The organism is Actinoplanes solisilvae (assembly GCF_003999975.1).
GTDB lineage: Bacteria > Actinomycetota > Actinomycetes > Mycobacteriales > Micromonosporaceae > Actinoplanes > Actinoplanes solisilvae.
On the sequence record NZ_RJAC01000019.1, the window covers coordinates 104,333 to 124,078 of the forward strand.

General features: G+C 69.8%; 19 protein-coding genes, 1 pseudogene and 1 riboswitch. Of the genes and pseudogenes, 12 read left to right on the forward strand and 8 right to left on the reverse strand.

The features are described from left to right. Positions 1–68 precede the first annotated feature (68 nt). The 10 genes and pseudogenes from EER30_RS34585 to EER30_RS34625 all read left to right on the forward strand — a co-directional run bounded on the left by EER30_RS34585 (position 69) and on the right by EER30_RS34625 (position 10,420). Positions 69–1,085, forward strand: coding sequence for a LacI family DNA-binding transcriptional regulator (locus tag EER30_RS34585; RefSeq protein WP_127504930.1), 1,017 nt, complete (start codon positions 69–71; stop codon positions 1,083–1,085). A 113-nt stretch (positions 1,086–1,198) separates the two neighbouring features. Next, positions 1,199–2,503, forward strand: coding sequence for a carbohydrate ABC transporter substrate-binding protein (locus tag EER30_RS34590; RefSeq protein ID WP_205650544.1), 1,305 nt, complete (start codon positions 1,199–1,201; stop codon positions 2,501–2,503). Then, positions 2,500–3,426, forward strand: a complete 927-nt coding sequence (locus tag EER30_RS34595) for a carbohydrate ABC transporter permease (RefSeq protein WP_240670480.1) — start codon at positions 2,500–2,502, stop codon at positions 3,424–3,426. The genes EER30_RS34590 and EER30_RS34595 overlap by 4 nt, the downstream gene beginning before the upstream one ends. Positions 3,427–3,433: 7 nt before the next feature. Next, complete coding sequence (locus tag EER30_RS34600) at positions 3,434–4,288, forward strand: carbohydrate ABC transporter permease (protein ID WP_127504934.1); 855 nt, start codon at positions 3,434–3,436, stop codon at positions 4,286–4,288. A gap of 11 nt (positions 4,289–4,299) precedes the next feature. Then, complete coding sequence (locus EER30_RS47460) at positions 4,300–4,455, forward strand: DUF6903 family protein (protein ID WP_164842590.1); 156 nt, start codon at positions 4,300–4,302, stop codon at positions 4,453–4,455. Further along, on the forward strand, positions 4,452–5,762 hold the full coding sequence (locus EER30_RS34605; RefSeq protein ID WP_127504936.1) for an alpha-L-fucosidase: 1,311 nt from the start codon (positions 4,452–4,454) through the stop codon (positions 5,760–5,762). The genes EER30_RS47460 and EER30_RS34605 overlap by 4 nt, the downstream gene beginning before the upstream one ends. Continuing rightward, on the forward strand, positions 5,759–6,619 hold the full coding sequence (locus EER30_RS34610) for a peptidylprolyl isomerase (RefSeq protein ID WP_127504938.1): 861 nt from the start codon (positions 5,759–5,761) through the stop codon (positions 6,617–6,619). The genes EER30_RS34605 and EER30_RS34610 overlap by 4 nt, the downstream gene beginning before the upstream one ends. Further along, a complete protein-coding gene (locus EER30_RS34615) occupies positions 6,616–8,859 on the forward strand; it encodes a galactose-binding domain-containing protein (protein WP_127504940.1) in 2,244 nt (747 codons plus the stop codon). The genes EER30_RS34610 and EER30_RS34615 overlap by 4 nt, the downstream gene beginning before the upstream one ends. A gap of 122 nt (positions 8,860–8,981) precedes the next feature. After that, positions 8,982–9,629: pseudogene (locus EER30_RS34620) on the forward strand (ABC transporter ATP-binding protein); the annotation flags it as partial. A gap of 47 nt (positions 9,630–9,676) precedes the next feature. After that, positions 9,677–10,420: an ABC transporter permease gene (locus EER30_RS34625; RefSeq protein ID WP_127504942.1), complete on the forward strand. Its 744-nt coding sequence runs from the start codon at positions 9,677–9,679 to the stop codon at positions 10,418–10,420. Here EER30_RS34625 and EER30_RS34630 read toward each other — a convergent pair. From EER30_RS34630 to EER30_RS34665, 8 genes are all read right to left on the reverse strand, one after another. Beyond that, entirely contained in the window at positions 10,417–10,998 is a 582-nt protein-coding gene (locus EER30_RS34630; RefSeq protein ID WP_127504944.1) for a hypothetical protein, read from the reverse strand. The two genes, EER30_RS34625 and EER30_RS34630, sit on opposite strands and share 4 nt — an antisense overlap. Positions 10,999–11,192: 194 nt before the next feature. Further along, positions 11,193–11,837, reverse strand: coding sequence for a response regulator (locus EER30_RS34635; RefSeq protein ID WP_255437035.1), 645 nt, complete (start codon positions 11,835–11,837; stop codon positions 11,193–11,195). Further along, entirely contained in the window at positions 11,834–13,258 is a 1,425-nt protein-coding gene (locus tag EER30_RS34640; protein WP_127504946.1) for a sensor histidine kinase, read from the reverse strand. The genes EER30_RS34635 and EER30_RS34640 overlap by 4 nt, the downstream gene beginning before the upstream one ends. 73 nt (positions 13,259–13,331) lie before the next feature. After that, complete coding sequence (locus EER30_RS34645) at positions 13,332–14,360, reverse strand: hypothetical protein (protein ID WP_127504948.1); 1,029 nt, start codon at positions 14,358–14,360, stop codon at positions 13,332–13,334. Continuing rightward, on the reverse strand, positions 14,357–14,905 hold the full coding sequence (locus EER30_RS34650) for an RNA polymerase sigma factor (RefSeq protein WP_127504950.1): 549 nt from the start codon (positions 14,903–14,905) through the stop codon (positions 14,357–14,359). Before EER30_RS34650 ends, EER30_RS34645 begins: the two co-directional genes overlap by 4 nt. Before the next feature lie 65 nt (positions 14,906–14,970). After that, positions 14,971–15,771 carry an energy-coupling factor transporter transmembrane component T family protein gene (locus EER30_RS34655; RefSeq protein ID WP_127504952.1) on the reverse strand — a complete coding sequence of 267 codons (801 nt, stop codon included), beginning with the start codon at positions 15,769–15,771 and terminating at the stop codon, positions 14,971–14,973. 37 nt (positions 15,772–15,808) lie between these two features. Then, a complete protein-coding gene (locus EER30_RS34660) occupies positions 15,809–17,239 on the reverse strand; it encodes an ABC transporter ATP-binding protein (protein WP_127504954.1) in 1,431 nt (476 codons plus the stop codon). Positions 17,240–17,257: 18 nt separating this feature from the next. Further along, entirely contained in the window at positions 17,258–17,830 is a 573-nt protein-coding gene (locus EER30_RS34665) for an ECF transporter S component (protein ID WP_127504956.1), read from the reverse strand. Positions 17,831–17,901: 71 nt separating this feature from the next. Continuing rightward, a riboswitch (TPP riboswitch) is annotated at positions 17,902–18,004 on the reverse strand. 107 nt (positions 18,005–18,111) lie between these two features. On the opposite strand from EER30_RS34665, the gene EER30_RS34670 reads away from it, so the two are divergent. Then, entirely contained in the window at positions 18,112–18,357 is a 246-nt protein-coding gene (locus EER30_RS34670) for a recombinase family protein (RefSeq protein WP_127504958.1), read from the forward strand. Further along, complete coding sequence (gene tnpB, locus EER30_RS34675; protein WP_205650545.1) at positions 18,354–19,739, forward strand: IS607 family element RNA-guided endonuclease TnpB; 1,386 nt, start codon at positions 18,354–18,356, stop codon at positions 19,737–19,739. Before EER30_RS34670 ends, tnpB begins: the two co-directional genes overlap by 4 nt. Positions 19,740–19,746 lie beyond the last annotated feature (7 nt).

A 19,746-nucleotide genomic window follows, 5' to 3' on the forward strand; every position in this document is an offset into this window, starting at 1 on the left:
GTTATCGATGCCATGAGTAACAACGGCGGTATGCTGCAGGTCTCGTCGAAGTTCGGAGGACCATGTCGATGACCGAGGCCAACACGCGTAACAGGCAGCCGAGCATGGCTGATGTGGCGCGGACCGCGGGTGTGTCGGCGCAGACCGTCTCGCGGGCCCTCCGTGACTCGCCGAACGTCAATCCCGAGACCAGGCGGCGCGTGCTCGCCGCGGTCGACGAGCTGGGCTACCGGTTCAACAACGCGGCCAAGATGCTCTCCTCCGGCCGTAGCCACTCGATCGGCCTGGTCCTGCTGCAGTCCGGTGGCTACTACTCGCGCTCCGCGGTGACCGCCGGGGTCGAGGCGGCCGCCGGCCGGGCGGGCTATTCGGTGAGCATCGCGACCATCGCCGACCTCGACACCGCCCAGATGGAGCGGTCGCTGTCCAAGCTGGCCGACCAGGGCGTCGACGGCATCGTGATCGCGGTCCCGCTGATCTCGGTGACCCGCAAGATGGAAGACATCACCAGCGACATCCCCACGGTGACGGTCGACGGCTCGCGCACCGCGGGCGCCCGCGTGCTCGGAATAGACCAGCGGGAAGCCGGTCGCGTGGCCACGCAGCACCTGCTCGACCTCGGCCACCGCCAGGTGTGGCACGTCGCCGGGCCGGACGAGTGGATCGAGGCCCGGCAGCGGCGGCAGGGCTGGCAGGAGTGCCTGGCCGCGGCCGGCATCGAGGCGCCGCCGCCGCTCGAGGGCGACTGGTCGCCGCGCTCGGGCTACCGCCAGGGCCAGATCCTCGCGATGATCCCCGACGTCACGGCGGTCTTCGCGGCCAGCGACGAGATGGCCTTCGGCCTGATCAAGGCGCTGCGCGAGAAGGGCCGCGCGGTGCCCGGCGACGTGTCCATCGTGAGCGTCGACGACATCGAGCTGGCCGCCTATTGCCACCCGCCACTGACCACTGTGCGGCAAGACTTCTACCGCTCGGGTGAGGCCGCCGTCGCGCTGCTGCTCGACGATGAGAGTGCCGCCCAGACCGAGGTCGCCGCGGCCACGCTGTCGGTGCGCTCGTCGACCGCCGCACCCCGTACGCGCTGACCTTGACATTGCTTTTCGGTGAACGACTCTTGCTTGTTCATGTTATCGGTGCCACTGTAACAACGTCCGGCGCGCCCCTCGGCCTGATGGCGCACCCCCCGAGAGGACTTTCAATGGTGAGACGAACTTTTGTGATGGCGGGCGCCGTGGTGGCCGCGCTCGGCCTGCTGGCCGGTTGTGGCGGTGGCGCCGGGAACGACGACGCCGGTGACGGCGGCACGCTGAAGGTCGCCGCCCTCGAGGGCGGTTACGGCCGGGAGATGTATACGCAGGTCATCGAGGCCTACAAGGCCAAGCACCCCGGCCTCGACGTGCAGCTGCAGATCTCGAAGAGCATCGAGGACGAGATCAGCCCGAACATGAAGGCGGGCAAGTTCCCCGACGTCGTCGTGCTCGGCCAGGGCCGCAAGGCCGCGCTCACCGAGACGCTGATCAAGGACAAGGCCCTCGAGGACCTCTCCGGCGTGCGCGACGGGCTGAAGGACAAGCTGACCGACGGCATCGTCGGCAACCTCAACACCGACCCGTACGGCGACGGCAAGACCTATCTGATGCCGATGTACTACGCGCCGACCGGCCTGTTCTACAACAAGGGCCTGTTCGAGCAGAACGGCTGGAAGACCCCGGCGACCTGGGACGAGATGTTCGCGCTGGGCGACGCGGCCAAGGCCAAGGGCATCTCGCTGTTCACCTACCCGACCGCGGGCTACCTCGACTCGTACTTCTTCGCCCTGCTTGCCGACATCGGCGGCGAGCAGTTCTACACCGACGTGATGACCTACAAGCAGGACGTCTGGAAGTCGCCGCAGGCCCGCCAGGCCCTCGACCTCACGACGAAGCTGCTCGGCTACGCCGCGCCGACCACCGTCGGGTACGCCAACGAGCAGGACTTCACCAAGAACCAGCAGTCGATCCTCGACAACAAGACGCTGTTCATGCCGAACGGCACCTGGATCGTCGGCGAGATGAAGGACGCGCCGCGGGCCAAGGGCTTCCAGTGGGCGCTCACCCCGCTGCCCGCCGCGACCTCGGGTGGCAAGCGCTACCTGACCACGTCGGTCGAGTCGGTCTGGATCCCCAGCGGCGCCAAGGACAAGGAAGCGGCCAAGGACTTCATCGCCTTCCTCTACTCCGACGAGGCGACCAAGATCTTCGCCCAGTCGAGCGCGATCCAGCCGGTCAAGGGCCTTGCGTCCACGCTCACCGGTGAGAACGCCGAGTTCTACCGGCTCTACGAGGACCCGAACGTCGCCGCGCTGGTCGGCGGGTTCGCCAGCACCGCGCCGGTCGAGGGCGTGGACATCAAGGCCACGCTGTTCGACACCGCGAACAGCATCATCAGCAAGGACAAGACCGAGGACCAATGGCAGTCCGCACTGAACGACGCCAGCGAGAAGTTGCGGCAGGCGGGCAAGTGACGACCCCGGCGGCGGCCCCCAAGCGGGCCGCCGCTCGGGGGCGCAAAGGCCACGGCAAGTTCGTAGCGGCTTGCCTGCTGCCCGCACTCGCCCTGTTCGCACTGTTCATGATCTGGCCGACCATCAACGTCTTCCGGATGTCGTTCTACCAGTGGAGCGGCTTCTCCCCGGAGGCCCGGTTCGTCGGCCTCGACAACTTCACCAAGCTGCTCGACGACGACCAGTTCATCCGGGCCTTCCAGAACACGGTCGCCCTGCTCGTGGTCGTGACCGTGGTGACGATGGGGATGGGCCTCTTCCTCGCGGCCGTCATGACCCGCGAGAAACTCCGCGGCCGCAACCTCTACCGGTTCGTCCTCTACATCCCGAACGTGCTCTCCGTGGTCGTCATCGCGGCGATCTTCTCGGCCATCTACGACCAGCAGAACGGGCTGCTCAATGGGACCCTCCGCCTGCTCTCGGCCGACGGTCTGCAGCAGGTGTGGCTGGGCAACCAGAAGATCGTGCTCTGGTCGGTGGCGATCGCCATGGTCTGGCAGTCGCTCGGCTACTACATGGTCCTCTACATGTCGAGCATGAGCAGCATCCCCGAGGAGCTGTACGAGGCCTCGTCGCTCGACGGCGCCACCGGCAGCCGGCAGTTCTTCACCATCACCCTGCCGCTGATCTGGCAGAACCTGCGTACGTCGCTGACCTTCTTCATCATGAGCGCGGTCAACCTCAGCTTCGTGCTGGTGCGCGCGATGACCGGCGGCGGCCCGGACGGCTCGTCCGAGGTGCTGCTCAGCTACATGTACAAGCAGGCCTACACGAACTCGTCGTACGGCTACGGCATGGCCATCGGCGTCGTCATCTTCGCCTTCTCGTTCCTCGTGTCGCTGCTGGTCAGCCGGGCGACCAAGCGCGAGCCACTGCAGTTCTGAGGCCCCCATGACCAAGATCAAACCTCTCGCGTACGCCCTGATCGTCGCCCTCGCCCTGCTCATCGCGGTGCCCGTGGCGTGGGTGCTGGTCGCGTCGCTGAAGACCAAGGGCGAGTTCTTCGGCAGCCCGTGGACGCTGCCCGAGGGCCTGCACCTGCGGAACTACGTCGACGCGTTCGTCACCGCGCACATGGGTCAGTACTTCGCGACCTCGCTGTTCGTGACCCTGCTCGGGCTCGCCTTCGTGCTCGCGGTGTCGATCCCCGCCGCGTACGTCATCGCCCGTTACGACTTCTGGGGCAAGAGCGTCGTCGAGGTCGCCCTGCTGGCCGGCCTGTTCGTGAACGTCAACTACATCGTGGTGCCGATCTTCCTGATGCTGGTCGGCTGGGACCGCTCGCTGGCCGACGTGTTCCCGGACGGCTTCTTCATCGACAACCCGGCCATGCTGTCGCTGATCTACGCCGCGACCTCGATCCCGTTCACGATCTACCTGCTCACCGCGTACTTCCGGTCGATCCCGGCCGACTACGAGGAAGCGGCGTCGCTCGACGGGGCCTCGCGTTGGACGGTCATGACCCGGGTGATGGTGCCGATGGCCCGCCCGGCCGTGACCACGGTGATCCTGTTCAACTTCCTGGCCTACTGGAACGACTTCATCATCGCGCTCACCCTGCTGCCCGGCGAGGGCAAGACCCTGCAGGTGGGCCTGCTCAACCTGATGACCGCCCAGAAGGCCGCGGCCGACTACGGGCGGCTCTACGCCGGCATGGTCATCGTGATCGTCCCGGTGCTGCTCGTCTACGCCCTGATCCAGCGCCGCCTGATCGAGGGCATGGCCGCCGGCGGCGTGAAGGGCTGAGGAGAGTTCCCATGAGAATCGCGCTGCGCGCCCTGATCGCGCTGGCCTGCATCGTCGCCGTGATCGTCGCCCGGCCCACCGTCGGCTGGGGCAGCCTCGCCGTGATGCTGTTCGCCCTGCTCGTGCTGCTGGCCCTGCTCGCCGACTACAACAGGAAATATCGATGACTGATCTGGTTGCTGTCCGGCCGAGCGCCCGTCAGGTCGCCTGGCAGCGGATGGAGTTCTACGGCTTCCTCCACTTCGGCATGAACACCATGACCGACCGGGAGTGGGGCACGGGCCACGAGGATCCCGCCCTGTTCGACCCGGGTTCGGTTGACGCCGATCAGTGGGTGCGCGCGTTGAAGAGCGCCGGGATGACCGGCGTGATCCTCACCTGCAAGCACCACGACGGCTTCGCGCTGTGGCCGAGCGACGTCTCGAAGCATTCCGTCGCCTCGTCGCCCTACCCCGGCGACGTGGTCGGCGAGGTTGCCGCGGCGGCGCGGAGGCACGGGCTGAAGTTCGGCGTCTACCTTTCGCCGTGGGACCGCACGGAGGCTTCCTACGGCTCCGGCACGGCGTATGACGACTTCTACGTCGCCCAGCTCACCGAACTGCTCACCCGCTACGGCCCGATCTTCTCGGTCTGGCTCGACGGCGCCAACGGTGAAGGACCCAACGGCAAGACCCAGTGGTACGACTGGGAGCGGTATTACGCCGTGGTCCGCGAGCTGCAGCCCGGCGCGGTCATCAACGTCTGCGGCCCCGACGTGCGCTGGTGCGGCAACGAGGCCGGCGACACTCGGCCCGACGAGTGGAGCGTCGTGCCGCGCGAGCTGCAGGACGCCGAACGCACCGCCGAGCGTTCCCAGCAGGCCGACGACGGCGAGTTCGCCCGGCAGACGATGCGCAGCGACGAACGCGACCTGGGCAGCCGGGACGCGCTGGCCGGCCACACCGACCTGGTCTGGTACCCGGCCGAGGTCAACACGTCGATCCGGCCCGGCTGGTTCCACCACCCGGCCGAGGACGACGCCGTCCGCCCGGTCGACGAGCTGTTCGACATCTACCTCAAGTCGGTCGGCGGCAACGCGTGCTTCCTGCTCAACGTGCCGCCCGCGCGTGACGGCCGGATCCACGACGCCGACGTCGCGGCCCTGTCCGAGCTGGGCCGCCGCATCGAGGACTTCCGCTCGCGCGCGGTCGCGGGCTCGTTCGGCACGCCGTGGGCCGCGACCGTCGAGCTCGACCCGCCGCGATCGGTCGAAGCCGTCGTGATCGGCGAGGACATCACCCAGGGACAGCGCGTCGAGCACGTGGTGGTGACCGCGCGTCGTGACGGTGCGTGGTGGCCGGTGGCCGAGGCGAACGCGGTCGGTTACCAGCGGATTCTCACGTTCGAGCCGCTCGAGACGGACGCCGTACGGATCGAGGTGACCGCAGCGCGCGCCACCCCGGTCGTCGACCGCGTGGCCGTGATCGCGTCATGAAGCGCCGCTACCTGATCCCGGCCGGGGTCGTCGTCCTGGCCCTGATCGTCGGCGGGGTGCTGCTGGTGACCCGGCCGGGCGATCAGGTCGCGACCGTCGACGGGCATGCGATCACGCGCGACGAGCTGGCGTTCCACATGCGACGGCTGGCCGCGACCCCCGGCGGCGACCTGCGCGCGCGGGCCCTGGCCGAGGCTGAGAAGGACAAGGTCCTGATGCTGATGGCGAAGGAGCAGGGCCTGGTCGGCTCGGTCGACCACGCGGACTTCGTGAAGTCGGTCGGCGACGAGAACGCGCGCCGCGCGAACGCCAAGCGCGACGGCGAGGTCGTCTACGGGCTGACCGAGTTCACGCCCGAGGAGTTCTACGGCAAACGGATCACCGACCTCGCCACCGAGCTGCGCAAACGGCAGCCGGTGACGGACGCGGAGGTGCGGGCCGCGTTCGACCGTGATCGGGCCGCGTGGAGCGCCAACGCCACCACGTACACGTATTCGAAGCTGGTCGTCCCGGCCTCCGCGCCGCTGCGCGGCAACGAACTGACGGGTCCGGTGACGACCGCTACCTATGCCGGCGGCGGGGTGAACGCGCACGACCAGGAGTTGCTGGCCGTGCTCACCCCGCTGAAGCCGGGTCAGACCTCCGCGCCGGTTCGGAGTGGTGACCAGCTCACGTACTACCGGCTCGACCGCCGGACCGTCGACGAGAAAGCGGCGTTCGCCCAGTACGCGCCGCGGATCCGGCAGTCGATCACGGGGGAGAAGTTCTCGCAGTTGTTGGAGAAGCGCCTGGCCGGCAGCGATATCAAGGTCGATGCCGAGGCCATGGCGGACGTCGACGCAGAGGAAGTGCAATGAGACCTGCCCTCCGCAACACCCTGGTGGCGCTGGCCACCGGGTTGCTCGTGGCGCCCCTGGTCGCCGCACCGGCGAGCGCGCACGAAGCGAAGAAGGCCCACTGGCCCGGCAACAGCCCGAACCGGACCGGCGGCCAGGACTACTACCTCGACGCCAAGGGCGGCAGCGACAAGGCCGCGGGCACGTCTCCTCAGCGGGCCTGGCGGTCGCTGGCGAAGGCGAACGCCACCACCTTCAAGCCGGGCGACCGCATCCTGCTCAAGGCCGGTTCGCAGTGGCAGGGCGAGCAGCTCTGGCCGAAGGGCTCCGGCACCGGCACGAAACCGATCACCATCTCGGCGTACGGGAACGACAAGGCTCCACGCCCATATATCGCGACAAACGGTAACGTGCCCAATCCGTTCAACCCGGACGGCACGAAGAACCCGCAGACCGTGGGCCTGACCGGCGCGATCGTCCTGCGTAACCAGCAGGGCTTCGACATCAACAACGTGGCGCTGTCGAACGACGACGACTTCGCCACCGACATCACGACCGGCACCTACGTGCGCGACGGCATCATGGTGTCGATCAACGCCGACCTGCTCCCGGCCGGCGCCGACACCATCATGGACCACTTCCGCATCCACGACGTCTACGTTCACAACCTGGATGGCCCGAGCACCTGGCAGAAGATCCACTACGGGGCGGTGAACTTCCAGGTCTTCGGCAGCCAGAGCTACAAGGCGTACGGGACCGGGGGTTACTACTTCAAGGACGTGCGGATCGAGGACAACACGTTCGATCACGTCGAGCTGCACGCTGTCCAGTTCGCGTTCAACTGGTTCAACGCCGACGGAACCGACGCCGGGCAGTACGACGAGGCCGGCAAGTTCCACGAGGGCTGGGAACAGCTCTGGGTGCGTACGCGTGATCTCTACAGCCGGGACGTCTACATCGGGCACAACTACGCCGAGAGCGTCGGGCAGGGCGCGTTCCAGCTCGCCAACACCAAGCACATGACCGTCGAGTACAACGAGGTCAATGGCTTCCTCGAGCGCTACAACGCGGTGTCGTGCGGGCTCTACCTGTGGGCCGGCGCCGACTCGGTGATGCAGTACAACGAGGTTTACGGCGGGCCGGCCAACGAGTTCGACGGCACGCCCTGGGACCTGGAGTACACGAACTTCAACGTCACCTATCAGTACAACTATTCGCACGACAACGCCGCGGGCTGGATGGCGTACATGGGCAACAGCTCGAACTCGGTGGCGCGTTACAACCTGAGCGTCGACGACAACGGCGTGCTCGTGAAGAACATGCTGTCGACGAACTACTCGCCGACGTACTTCGTGAACAACACCTTCGTGTACGACGACCTCGACTGGGTGCACGACGAGACGTTCCTGAGCCGCGTGTACTTCCTGAACAACATCTTCTACAACAAGTCCGCGACGCCGACCCCGTGGTACCGCAAGACCGGCGCGCTGCGGCAGGCCGTCTTCGCGAACAACGACTACTACGAGGCCGGTGGCACCCACTCCACCCAGGAACCCGCCGACCTGGCCGGGAAGCGCGTGGACCCGCGGTTCGTCGGTAACCCGGCTGCGCAGCCCGCCGGCCTCCGCGCGGCGGCGGCGAACTTCTCGCTGCGCAAGGACTCGCCCCTGGTCGACGCGGGCCGCTACAACCCGCACCTGGGCACCTCGGACATTCTCGGCACGCACATCTACCACGGCAAGGCGCCCGATGTCGGCGCGGTGGAAACCACGGTTGGTCGCAAGGTGCCGCACCCGGTCGACACCGACCCGATCGAGGACGAGACCGCGGCCCGGCTCAGCCTCGCGCAGGGTAAACCGGTCACGGCCAGCTCGACCCACCCCGGCGCGAACGGCACCCTGATCGCGGCCAACCTGACCGACGGCAACCTGTCGAGCCGGTGGGCGGCCGCCGACGACGCGACCTACCCGATCACGCTCGACATCGACCTCGGCGCCGACACCACGTTCCGCGAGGTCTACCTCGACGAGTACACCGATTCGGGCACCAACCCGCGCGTCCAGTCGTTCGACCTGCAGCGCTGGGACGCGGCCACCGGCACCTGGGTCACCTTCGCCTCGGCGGCCGACGGCATCGGGCACGACCGCTCGGTGACCGGCTTCGGCTCGGTGACCACGAGCAAGGTGCGGGTGGCGCTGACCGGCCAGATCGCCACCGAGCAGTACACGCCGACCCTCACCGAGATCGGCCTGTACGCCTGAACCCCCGGCCGGGCCCGGTTCCTCAGTGCCGGGCCCGGCCGGTTCCTTACTTTCGTCAGTACGGGCGGCTGCCGTTCGGGTCGGGTGCCGGGAGTGCCCGCGCTTCTAACGTCCGGGGCGTGCTGATAACCCTGGAAAGACTGACGAAGACGTTCGGGTCGACGGTCGCCGTCGACGGGCTCGATCTCGAGGTGCGGCCCGGCCGGGTGACCGGGTTCCTCGGGCCCAACGGCGCCGGCAAGTCGACCACGCTGCGGATGATCCTCGGGCTGGACCGGCCGACGTCCGGGCGCGCCCTCCTCGACGGGCGGCCCTATGCGGCGTACTCCTGGCCGTTGCGGAAGATCGGTGCCGTGCTGGAGGCGAAGGCGGCGCATCCGGGCCGCAGTGGCCGCAACCATCTGCTGGCGATGGCCCGCAGCAACGCGATCCCCGCGAGCCGCGTCGACGTCGTCCTGGAGCAGGTCGGAATCGCCGGTGCCGCGCGCAAGCGGACCGGAACGTACTCGCTCGGCATGGGCCAGCGGCTCGGTCTGGCCGGCGCGCTGCTCGGTGACCCGCCGGTGCTGGTGCTCGACGAACCGGTGAACGGGCTCGACCCCGACGGGGTGCGCTGGATCCGCGAACTCATGCGATCGCTGGCCGCCGAGGGCCGTACGGTCTTCGTCTCCAGCCACCTGCTCAGCGAGATGCAGGTGACCGCCGACCACCTGGTCGTCATCGGCCACGGCCGGCTGGTCGCCGACGCGCCGCTGGACGAGATCGTCGCCGGGCACGCCTCGCTCGAGGACGCCTACTACAGCCTCACCTCGGTCCGATGAGTGAGATGCGGGCGGCGATCGCCGCGGAGTGGACGAAGTTGTGGACGACCCGCACGGTGTGGTGGGCCCTCGTCGCCGCGCTCGTGCTCATGGCGGCCGGCGCCGGGCAGTACGCGATCTACGCCGACAACGGTGACGTCGACCCGGCCCTGCTGCGCGACGGCGTGGTGCCGCCGGGCACGGTCGCGGTGCTGGCGCTCGCCTTCGCCCAGCTGGCCTTCCTCGCGCTGGCCATGCTCGTGATGACCGGCGAGTACTCGACCGGCACGATGCGGGCGACCCTGACCTGGATCCCGGCGCGGGGCCGGCTGCTGCTGGCCAAGAGCGTGGTCGTCGCCGCGGTGACGTTCGTGGCGGGCACGGTCGCCGGGCTGGTGGGCGCCTCGATCTCGGTGGCGCTGATCGGGGGCCGCGTCTCGGCCGGTCCGGTCCTGGGCATCGGCGTCTACCTCGCGCTGCTCGGCGTCTTCGCGGTCGGTCTGGGCGCGGTGCTGCGCGGCCCGGTGGTGACGCTGGTCGTGCTGCTGATGCTGGTCGTGGTGCTGCCGCCGCTGCTCCAGCTGCCCGAGATCGGTGTGCTGACCGCGATCGCCGACGGGCTGCCGGGAGTGGCCGGCAACCACTTCCTGCTGGGCGACTCCGACCCGTACGCCCCGGGTCTGGGTCTCCTGATCGTGACGGGGTGGGCGGTGGCCGCGTTCCTGGCCGGGCGCGGCGAACTGCGCAGGCGCGACGCCTAATCGCGCCAGGCGCGGACGGCCTTGGCGGCCTCGCGCGTGAACGTGCCGGCGAGTTCGGGGACGGTGCTGCTGCGTTCGTATTCGCTGTCGTAGAGCACCGTCACCGCCGTGCCGAAGCGCATGACCACGATCCGGTTCGTCTGCTCGCCGCCGGTCGGTTCGCCGGGCAGGTCGAGCTGGGGCTGAACCAGGTCGATGGTCAGCGCTTCGTCGGCGGCACCGGACAACGGCTTCGTCCGCACGGTGACGGTGTTCTCGCCGCTCGAGAAGGAACGGCAGGCGGCCAGGCCGTCCCGCGCCCGCTGCATGAACCGGGTCGCGCTGTCACCACCGTACGATCTGATGGTCTGATAGAGGATGCCGTGGGGAACCGAGCCGGCCGGGTCGCCCGGTCGCTTGTAGATGGTCATCATGGCCGCGCTCGCCACGACACCCTCGCCGGCGGCCAGTTCGCGGTCGCAGAGCTTCGGCACCGCCGCGTCGCCCTCGGCCTTCCGGCGGTCCTCACGTCGCATGTTCTCGGGCATCGTGAAGAACGCACTCGCGGGGATCGTGCGCACCGTTTCGGTCGTTTCCACCGCCGCCGGGGTGGTACCGCTCGTTGTACCGACGGTTGCGCCGCCTGTTGTTCCGGGTGTTGTGCCGCCCGTTGTACTGCAGCCGGCCAGGGCCAGGGCCAGCATCGGAATCAGGGTGCGGCGGTAGCGCATGCGCGTCTCCTCCGGTGGGGGTCGTAGATCATTTCCCGACCCGCGCCGGTCGGAAACCTGGCCTAGAGCAGACCGGCCTCGTAGGCGAGAATCGCGGCCTGCACGCGGTTTCGCACCCCGAGGCGGCTCAGCAGACTGCTGACGTACGCCTTCACGGTGCCCTCGACCAGGAAGAGCCGCCGCCCGATCTCCGCGTTGGACAGACCCTTGCCGACCAGGATCAGCACCTCACGTTCCCGGTCGGTGAGGGCCTGCACCCGGCCGCGGGCGGCGGCGCCGGAGCCCAAGCGGGGCCCGGCCAGATCGGTGATGACGCGGTGGGCCACTCGGGGCGAGAGATAGGCCGCGCCGCCCGCCACGGCCCGGATCGCGGTGGTCAGCTCGCGCGGGTCGCTCGACTTGAGCAGGAAACCCGCCGCGCCGGCCGCGATGGCCCGCACGATGTAGTCGTCCTCGCCGAACGTGGTCAGCACGAGAACCCCGGTCGCGGGAGCCACGCGACGGATCTCGGCCGCGGCCGTCAAACCGTCCATCGTGGGCATGCGGATGTCGAGCAGCACGACCGCGGGCCGATGGCGGCGCACCGACTCGACCGCCGCGGCGCCGTCACCGGCCTCGGCGACGACCTCGATGCCGCCGTCGTTGTCGAGGATCGCACGGATCCCGGCCCGGATCATCGCCTCGTCGTCGGCGATCACGACCTTCACTTCAGGTGCTCCTTGCCGCTGAGCCGGCCGTCGGTGAAGCAGAGCCGATAGGCGGCGTCGGCCAGCGGGAAGTTGCCGTCGGAGTAGAGCTCGCAGCCCGGCTTGCGCGGCCCCGGAGCCTGCCGCGCCGGGAGGTTCATCTGGCTGCGTGGGGTGCCGACGGTCAGGTGCTCGAAGGTGTCCTCGTCGAGCACGGCGCCGGCGACCGCGAACGGGTAATACCCGAGCGCGGTGACCAGCGCCAGCCCGGCCGTGGTGAGCACGGCGGCGGCGAGGCTGCGGCGGGCCCTTCGTCGCGCGTCCCGCAGTTCGACGACGACCGGCGGCTCCTCGGGAACGGGGACGGCAACGTGGGGGAGCACCGCGGCGAGGCGGAAACCCCCGTCCGGCGTCGGTTCGGCGGTGAGCGTCCCACCGGCCAGGCGTACGCGTTCCCGCAGCCCGACGAGGCCGAGGCCGCTCGTGGGCCGCGCGTCAGTGGGGTCGCCGGTGTCGTTGACGACGGTGATCGTTGACCGGTGGCCGTCGTCGGCGAGCCCGACTCGTACGGTGGCGTTCGGGGCGTGCCGGCTCACGTTGGTGAGGCCCTCGCGCACGATGCGGCTCGCGGTTCGCTCGGCCGCCGGCGGCAGTTCGCCGGTGCGCGCCACGAGGATCGTCATGCCGGCGTCACGGAACCTCTCCACCAGCGCCTCGGCGTGCTCGCCGGCCGGTTCGAGCGGAGCTTCCTCATCGGGCTCGCGCAGCACGCCGATGATCTCGCGGAGCTGGTCGGTGGCGGTGGCGGCCGACTCCCGGATGCGGGCCGCGGCGGCCTGCTGACGCTCGGCGAGGCCGGGTGTGGTCTCCAGGGCGCCGGCGCCGAGCGCGATGAGGCTCAGCTCATGGCCCAGCGAGTCGTGCATCTCCTGCGCGATGCGTGCCCGTTCGCGCAGGCGCGCCTCGCGCACGACGATGCGGCGTTCGTACTCGAGCCGGGCGGCCCGTTCCCAGCCGGCCGAGACGAGCCGGGCGCTCTGCCGCCGGTAGCGGCCGACCAGCCACGGCAGGATCCCGAGCAGCAGCAACGACATCGCCAGCCCGAACCACTCGGACGGCCCGACGTGCAGCAGCCCCAGGTTCAGCGCCGAACCCCCGGCCGCGACCGCCGCGAAACACCAGGCGACGGCCCGCAACCGCTCGGTGCGCAGCCCGACGAGATAGCTGAGCACGGGCAGCGCGAAGACGAAGTTCCCGTCGGCCAGCGTCCCGACCAGCGCGATCAGCCACGCCACGATCGGCCGTCGCCGCGCCGTCACCACCGCGACAGCAGCCACCGCGAGGGCCGCGGCCGCCCCGCCCCAATTGCGGCTCAGCGTTTGGTTGGCCACCACCGGCGCAACAAGCACCACCCCGACCAGCCGCTCCCGCCACCCGCGCATCCGGCCAGGCTATCGACGCCCCACCGACCGTCACCACTGACGAAAGTCATACCGGGCCGTCGAACCCGCCCGGCTATTCGCAGCCGAGGATGTTCCGGTAACCGGCGGGCGGATGGCCCGCGACGGTTTTGTCCGCTACATCCCAGTAGAACGCGGGCCAGTCGCTCGTGACGCTCATCCGACGGACGGCCTTCCAGTCGTGGCTGCCGCGCAGGGCGTCGGTGGCCCTCGACCGGGCGGCACGGTCGCCGGCCTGGTCGGCCCGGATCCACTCGGCGACCCAGCCGCAGTTGACCCGGGAGAACAGTGCGACGCCGAAGGAGACACGGTCGTTGACACCCGGGACCTCGAAGGCGAAGCCGGGCGGCAGCGGCACGTCGTCGAGGTCCGTCGCCGCCGCCTTCGCGGCCCGGGCCGGGGTGACGATCTCGGGCGGCAGCGCGGCGAGCCAGGTAGCCGCGTCGACGAGACGGATCCGGTCGCGGACGCGGTCGAACTCCGCCCGGGTCCAGCCGTCGCTCACGGTGCTGAACTCGGCCGCGACGCCGTCGCGCGGGCGCATCATCACGACGTAACGGTCGGCGCGCAGGCGGAACTGGGTGGCCGGCCGACCGTCGACCTTGACCGGGGTGGCCGGGTCGTCGCGGAACCGGTCCAGATAGGGCTCGTGCTCCCACGCGGGATAGAAGTTCACCTCCAGATGCAGCTGCCCCTTCCGGAAGGTCATGGTGCCGTTCTCGTCGGTGAATCCGTTCGCGGCGATCGCCTTCCACCCGGGATCGTCGACGAGCAGGCGGGGGAACTGCCTGGGCTTCGCCGGGGAGTCACCCACCGGCACCGGCGCCCCCGACGACGACGGTGGCGCGGCGACGGGCAGCGCAGGCGTGCCCGAGCCGCGGACGATCAGGGGGACGGCGACGGCGGCCGCGGTGACGACGGCGGCCGCGGCAGCGATCGCCAGCCGCCGCGGGAAGGCGTGGCGGACAGGGGTGGGGGCAGACAAGATTTCCTCCAGCAGGCTCTGTTGCGCCCCGTCGAGGTCGCGCACGACCTGCGGCCGGTAGGGATCAGCGTCGCGGATCGCGCGGTCGAAGTCGCTCATCTGCGTTCCTCCGGGGCGGGTAGTGCCAGTACATGTCCGGCTTTGCTGAAGTCGTGACCGAGCAGGTCGCGCAGCCGCGACCGGGCCCGGGAGAGCCGGGTGCGCACGGTGGCCGCGCTGAGGTTCAGCACCTCGGCGACCTCGCGAGGTTCCAGGCCCTCCCACGCGGTCAGCCGCAGCACCTCGCGGTCGAGCTCACCGAGTCGCGCGAGCGCCGCCCGCACCGCCACCTGCTGCGACACCTCGGCCGCCGGGTCGGTGACGACGCCGGTCGCGAGACGTTCCCGCAGGCGTGCACCCAGCCGTTCCCGGCGCCGGCCGCCACGATTCTGATTGGACAGCACGCGCCGCGCGACGCCGTACAGCCACAGGCGTGCCTCATCGCCGCCGGGTATCTCGGGATGGCGCCGCCACGCGATGAGGAAGGTCTCGGCGACCACGTCGGCCGCGTCCTCCGGTTGGTCCACCCGCCGCATCGCGTAAGCCAGGAGCGGTTCGAAATTATCGGCGTACACGTGTCGAAAACGTTCGGTGCCGGGACTCACACCGTTCTCATGTCCGGCTGCGCGGCGATCGTGACACTCAGACCGTCACCGCTCACCGTCGCCGGTCAGAGGATGGGGCGGAACACGCCGAGGGCTATCGACAGGCTGATGGCCAGGGCCGAGAGGGCGAGCGCGACCACGACCAGCGCGATGTCGGCGGGGCGGAAGACCTGCTTTCGGGCGTACGACCGAGGATGTCCTGAGTCGAAGCCGCGCGCGTCCATCGCCACCGCCAGGCGGCCGCCGCGGCGCAGGGCGCCGACCAGCAGGGCGAAGGCGGTCGAGACGAAAAGGCGTACGGCGGTCACGGGGTTGCGGCCCGCGTCGATGCCCCGGGCTCGCCTCGCCAGGGTGAGCATCTGCCATTCCTGGCCGAGCAGGGGGAGCAGGCGGAAGGCGGCCAGCGCGCCGATCGCGAAGCGGGCGGGGGCCTTCGCGTTCTGCACGAGCGCGTCGGCCAGGTCGGTCGGGTCGGTGGTGGCGAAGACGAGCACACCGGGGACGGCCACCGCGAACAGGCGCAGGATCAGGCCGGAGGCGGAGAGCAGCACGCCGGTGGTCACGTCGAACGGGCCCAGGCCGAGCAGCAGGGTGCCGGTGCGGTTGGCCGAGAACAGGACCATCGTCACCAGCAGGCCGAGCGACGCGACCAGCACCGGCCAGGCGCGGCGGGCCAGCAATCCGTAGCGGACGCCGAAGAACGGGACCACGGCCAGCTCGATCAGCAGGGCCAAAGCCGGGGTGAGCGGGTCGAGCGTGGCGATCAACGGCAGTGAGAAGAGCAGCGCGGCGGCGAGCTTGGCGACCGGGTTGCGGCGGGCCAGAGGCGCCGAGGGGTCGGCGATCGGTTGGACGACGAGGGTCATGAGCGCCACCACGCGGGGAACGGCTGCACTGCGAGGGTCATGAGCGCCGCCGGCGGGGGAGCGGGTCCTTGAGGCGGGCGGTGCCGAGCTGGAAGGTGCGGTCGGCCAGGGTCTGCACGAAGTCGTCGTCGTGGGTGACGGCGACGATCGCGTGGCCGTCGTCGCGCAGCGTGGCCAGCAGCGTGACCAGCTCGATCCAGGTGCGACGGTCCTGCCCGAAGGTGGGTTCGTCGAGCACCAGCAGCCGCGGGGCGGTGGCGAGCGCGGTCGCCACGCTCAGCCGCCGCGCCTCACCACCGGAGAGGGTGTACGGGTTGGCCCGCGCGAGCTTGCCGAGGCGCAGCCGTTCGAGCAGGTCGTCGACGGTGCGCGCGATCTCGGACGGCGTACGGCCGAGGCGGCGCGGGCCGACCGCCAGCTCGTCGGCGACCCGGGACGTGACGAACTGGTGTTCCGGGTTCTGGAAGACCGACCCGATGCGCCCGGTGAGGGTCGCGGCGCGCCATTTGTGAAGCGCGCGCTCGTCGCCGAATCCGCGCACCTGTCCGCCGGTCGGGGCGAGCAGGCCGCCGAGCAGCAGCGCCAATGTCGACTTGCCCGCGCCGTTCGGGCCGGTGACCGCGAGCACCTCGCCCTCGCCCACACCCAGCGACACCGACGCGAGCCTTTGGGCGACCGTGACCTGCTCGGCGCGTACGAGATCGGGGGTGGCCGCCGTGGCTGACCTGAGCGCCGGAATCGTGAAGCCGGGCACCCAGACGCCCTCGTCGGCGAGCTTGTCGCCGTAGGCCGCGAAGACCATCTCGGGCGCGCCGTCCGCCCGCACGCCGCCGCCCGGCTCGAGCACCACCACCCGGTCGACCAGCGGCAACGCCTCCGTCACGCGGTGTTCGACGAGGATCATCGTGGCGTCGTCGCGGGACTGTGCGAGGGATTCGCGTACGAGATCGGCGCCGGCCGGGTCGAGGTTGGCGGTCGGCTCGTCGAGCAGCAGCAGGCGGGGCCGCAGCGCCAGCGCGCCGGCCAGGGCCAGCCGCTGCGCCTCCCCGCCGGAGAGCGCGGCCGTCGAGCGGGTGATCGGATAGGGGAAGCCGACCCGGTCGAGCGCGTCGCTGACCCAGGGCCAGATCTGCGCGGCGGGCACCCCGCGGTTCTCGAGGCCGAACGCGACGTCGTCGCCGCTGCGGGCCATCACGAGCTGGGTCTGCGGATCTTGGAAGACGATGCCGACCCGGTCGCGGGCGTGCAGCGGGTCGAGGCCGTCGATCTCGATCGTGCCCGCGGACTCACCCGAGTCGGCCGGCAGCAGCCCGGCCAGCGCGGCGAGCAGGGTGCTCTTGCCGGCCCCGGAAGGACCGAGCAGGAGCACCCGTTCGCCGTGCGCGATGTGCAGGTCGACGTCGCGGACCGCCCAGGCCTTCCGGCCGGCGTGCCGCCAGCCGAAACCGCGGAGTACGACGTCGCTCATATCGTGAATCGAACCAAATCAGACGAGCGCGCGCGACCGGCCCGCCGGGAAGCGGTCCAGCACGCCGGTCGGCGCCAGCGCGCGGACCAGCAGCAGGCTGCCGAGACCGGCGATGACCAGCGACGACGCCGCGGTGATCAGGATGTACGGGAGTCGGAACGAGCCCCACGCGGTGTCGGGGTACCAGACGAAGACGTCGTAGACGGCGGCCACGACGCCGGCCGTCGCGCCCGCGAGCAGCGCCACCGGCAGCTTGTAGACCTTGTAGGCGAAGATCGCAAAGATCAGCTCGGCGCCGAGGGCCTCGAGCGGGCCCTGGACCACCAGCGTCCACCCCCAGCTCGTGCCGATGGCGACCGAGACGAGCGCGGCCAGCGTGAGCGTGTAGAAGGCGGCGCCCGGCTTACGGATGATCAGCGCGCCGAGCACGGCGGGGACGAGCCAGACGCCGTACAGCAGGGCCCGGCCGGGCAGCGGGATCGCGTCGGCCGGACCGTTGTAGAGCAGGCCCCACGCCCAGAAGATCACGCCGAAGGCCACGGCCACGATCGAGGCGATCACGATGTCGATCGTGCGCCAGCGGTTATTCATGATGAAACCTCCCAGTTTGTACCGGGAGGAGACGCACGCCGTGGATCCGGGCGAACCCGGACACGGCGCGGCTGGAGAAAAGACCGAACTTCCTGCGCTGGCATTACCCAGATCAGGTGCGAGGGTCTGCGGTCGCCCGCACTCTCAGCGCTGTGCGCTCCCCTGTCGGATGCTTGTATTCCGACGACGCTAGCACCGGAAACATGAAGCCGACAGCTAGGGTTGGCAACCGCTGGCGTGCTGGTCGTCATAAATGCTCATCGGTCGGCTACGGTCGGACGGTGGTCTATGTCGGGGTTGAGCACCGGGACCGGTTTACCTGGTTCGCCGCTGTGGGTGTCCAGGCTATTCGCTCCGCACAGGGCCGCCGCGTGCTGGTGGTCGACCCGGCTGAGGTTGATGGCTACCTGGTCGGCGACGTGACCGAGATCGTGACCTGGTGGTGCGCACGGCGCTACGGACGCCAGGCTTCGACGAACCGTGCCCGCCGCGCGGTTGAAGCGGCCACCGAGGACGGCCCGGTGTGAAGGTGATCCAGGCTTACAGGTTCGCCCTCGACCTGAACCCAGGGCAGGAGCGTGACGTTCTCGCGCATGCCGGGGCGGCCCGGGTTGTGCATAACTGGGCGCTGGCGAGGGTCAAGGCCGTGATGGACCAGAGGGTCGCCGAGCGTTCCTACGGGATTTCGGAGAGCCTGTTGACCCCGTCGCTGTCGTGGTCGCTAGCGGGTCTGCGTAAGACGTGGAACCATGCGAAATACGAGGTTGCGCCGTGGTGGCCCGAGGTGTCCAAAGAGGCGTTCAATACCGGCCTGGACGCCCTCGCTCGCGGGTTGAAGAACTGGGCCGACTCGCGCAAAGGCACGCGAGTCGGGCGGTCAGCCGGTTTCCCTCAGTTCAAGTCCCGCCGCCGCACCACGCCCAGCGTGCGGTTCACGACCGGGGCGATCCGGGTCGAGCCTGACCGGATGCACGTGGTGTTGCCCCGGCTGGGTCGGTTGAAGCTGCACGAGTCCGCCCGTAAGCTCGCCCGGCGCCTCGAAGCCGGCACCGCCCGGATCATGTCAGCCACCGTGCGGCGTGACGGCGGCCGCTGGCACGTCGCATTCACCGTCGAAGTCGAACGGACCGGACGCGTGCCGGCACGGCCCGGTTCGGTGGTCGGTGTCGACGTCGGGATCAAACACCTCGCCGTGCTGTCCACCGGGAAACTCGAACCTAACCCGCGCCACCTCGCCGCCGCGCAGCAGCGGATGCGCGTGCTTGGGCGTGCGTTGTCGAGGAAGACCGGCCCGGACCGGCGCACTGGACAGCGGGCGTCGAAACGGTGGAAACGGGCGGCGGCCTGGCTCGGCCGCGCCCACGCCCGGGTCGCGAATCTGCGCCGTGACGGTTTGCACAAGCTCACCACCCGCCTCGCCGCGACGTACGGCACCGTCGTCGTGGAAGATCTCAAGGTGAGCGGCATGCTCGCCAATAGGCGACTGGCCCGGCACATCGCCGATGCCGGGTTCGCCGAGATCCGACGTCAACTGACGTACAAAACCGGATGGAACGGTGGTCGGCTGCTGGTAGCCGACCGCTGGTATCCGTCCTCGAAAACCTGCTCGGCATGTGGCACGGTGAAAACCAAGCTGGCCCTTTCCGAGCGTGTGTACGAGTGTGAGGCGTGCGGTCTGGTCATCGACCGGGACCGCAACGCCGCTTTGAACCTGGCTGCGCTGGCAGCTGATTTCGACACCGCCGGGAGTGGCCCGGTGGCAGCACGTGGAGCCGACCAGAGGACCTGCATACGCGGGCAGGTGGCTGGAAGCGTGAACCCGGCACGACATCAGTCGGTCAGGCCGGGACCGTCCCGCCGCAAGGCGGGACTATCGATCGTGTGCTTACCAAGGCGCACCGAAAGGTAACGGAGTG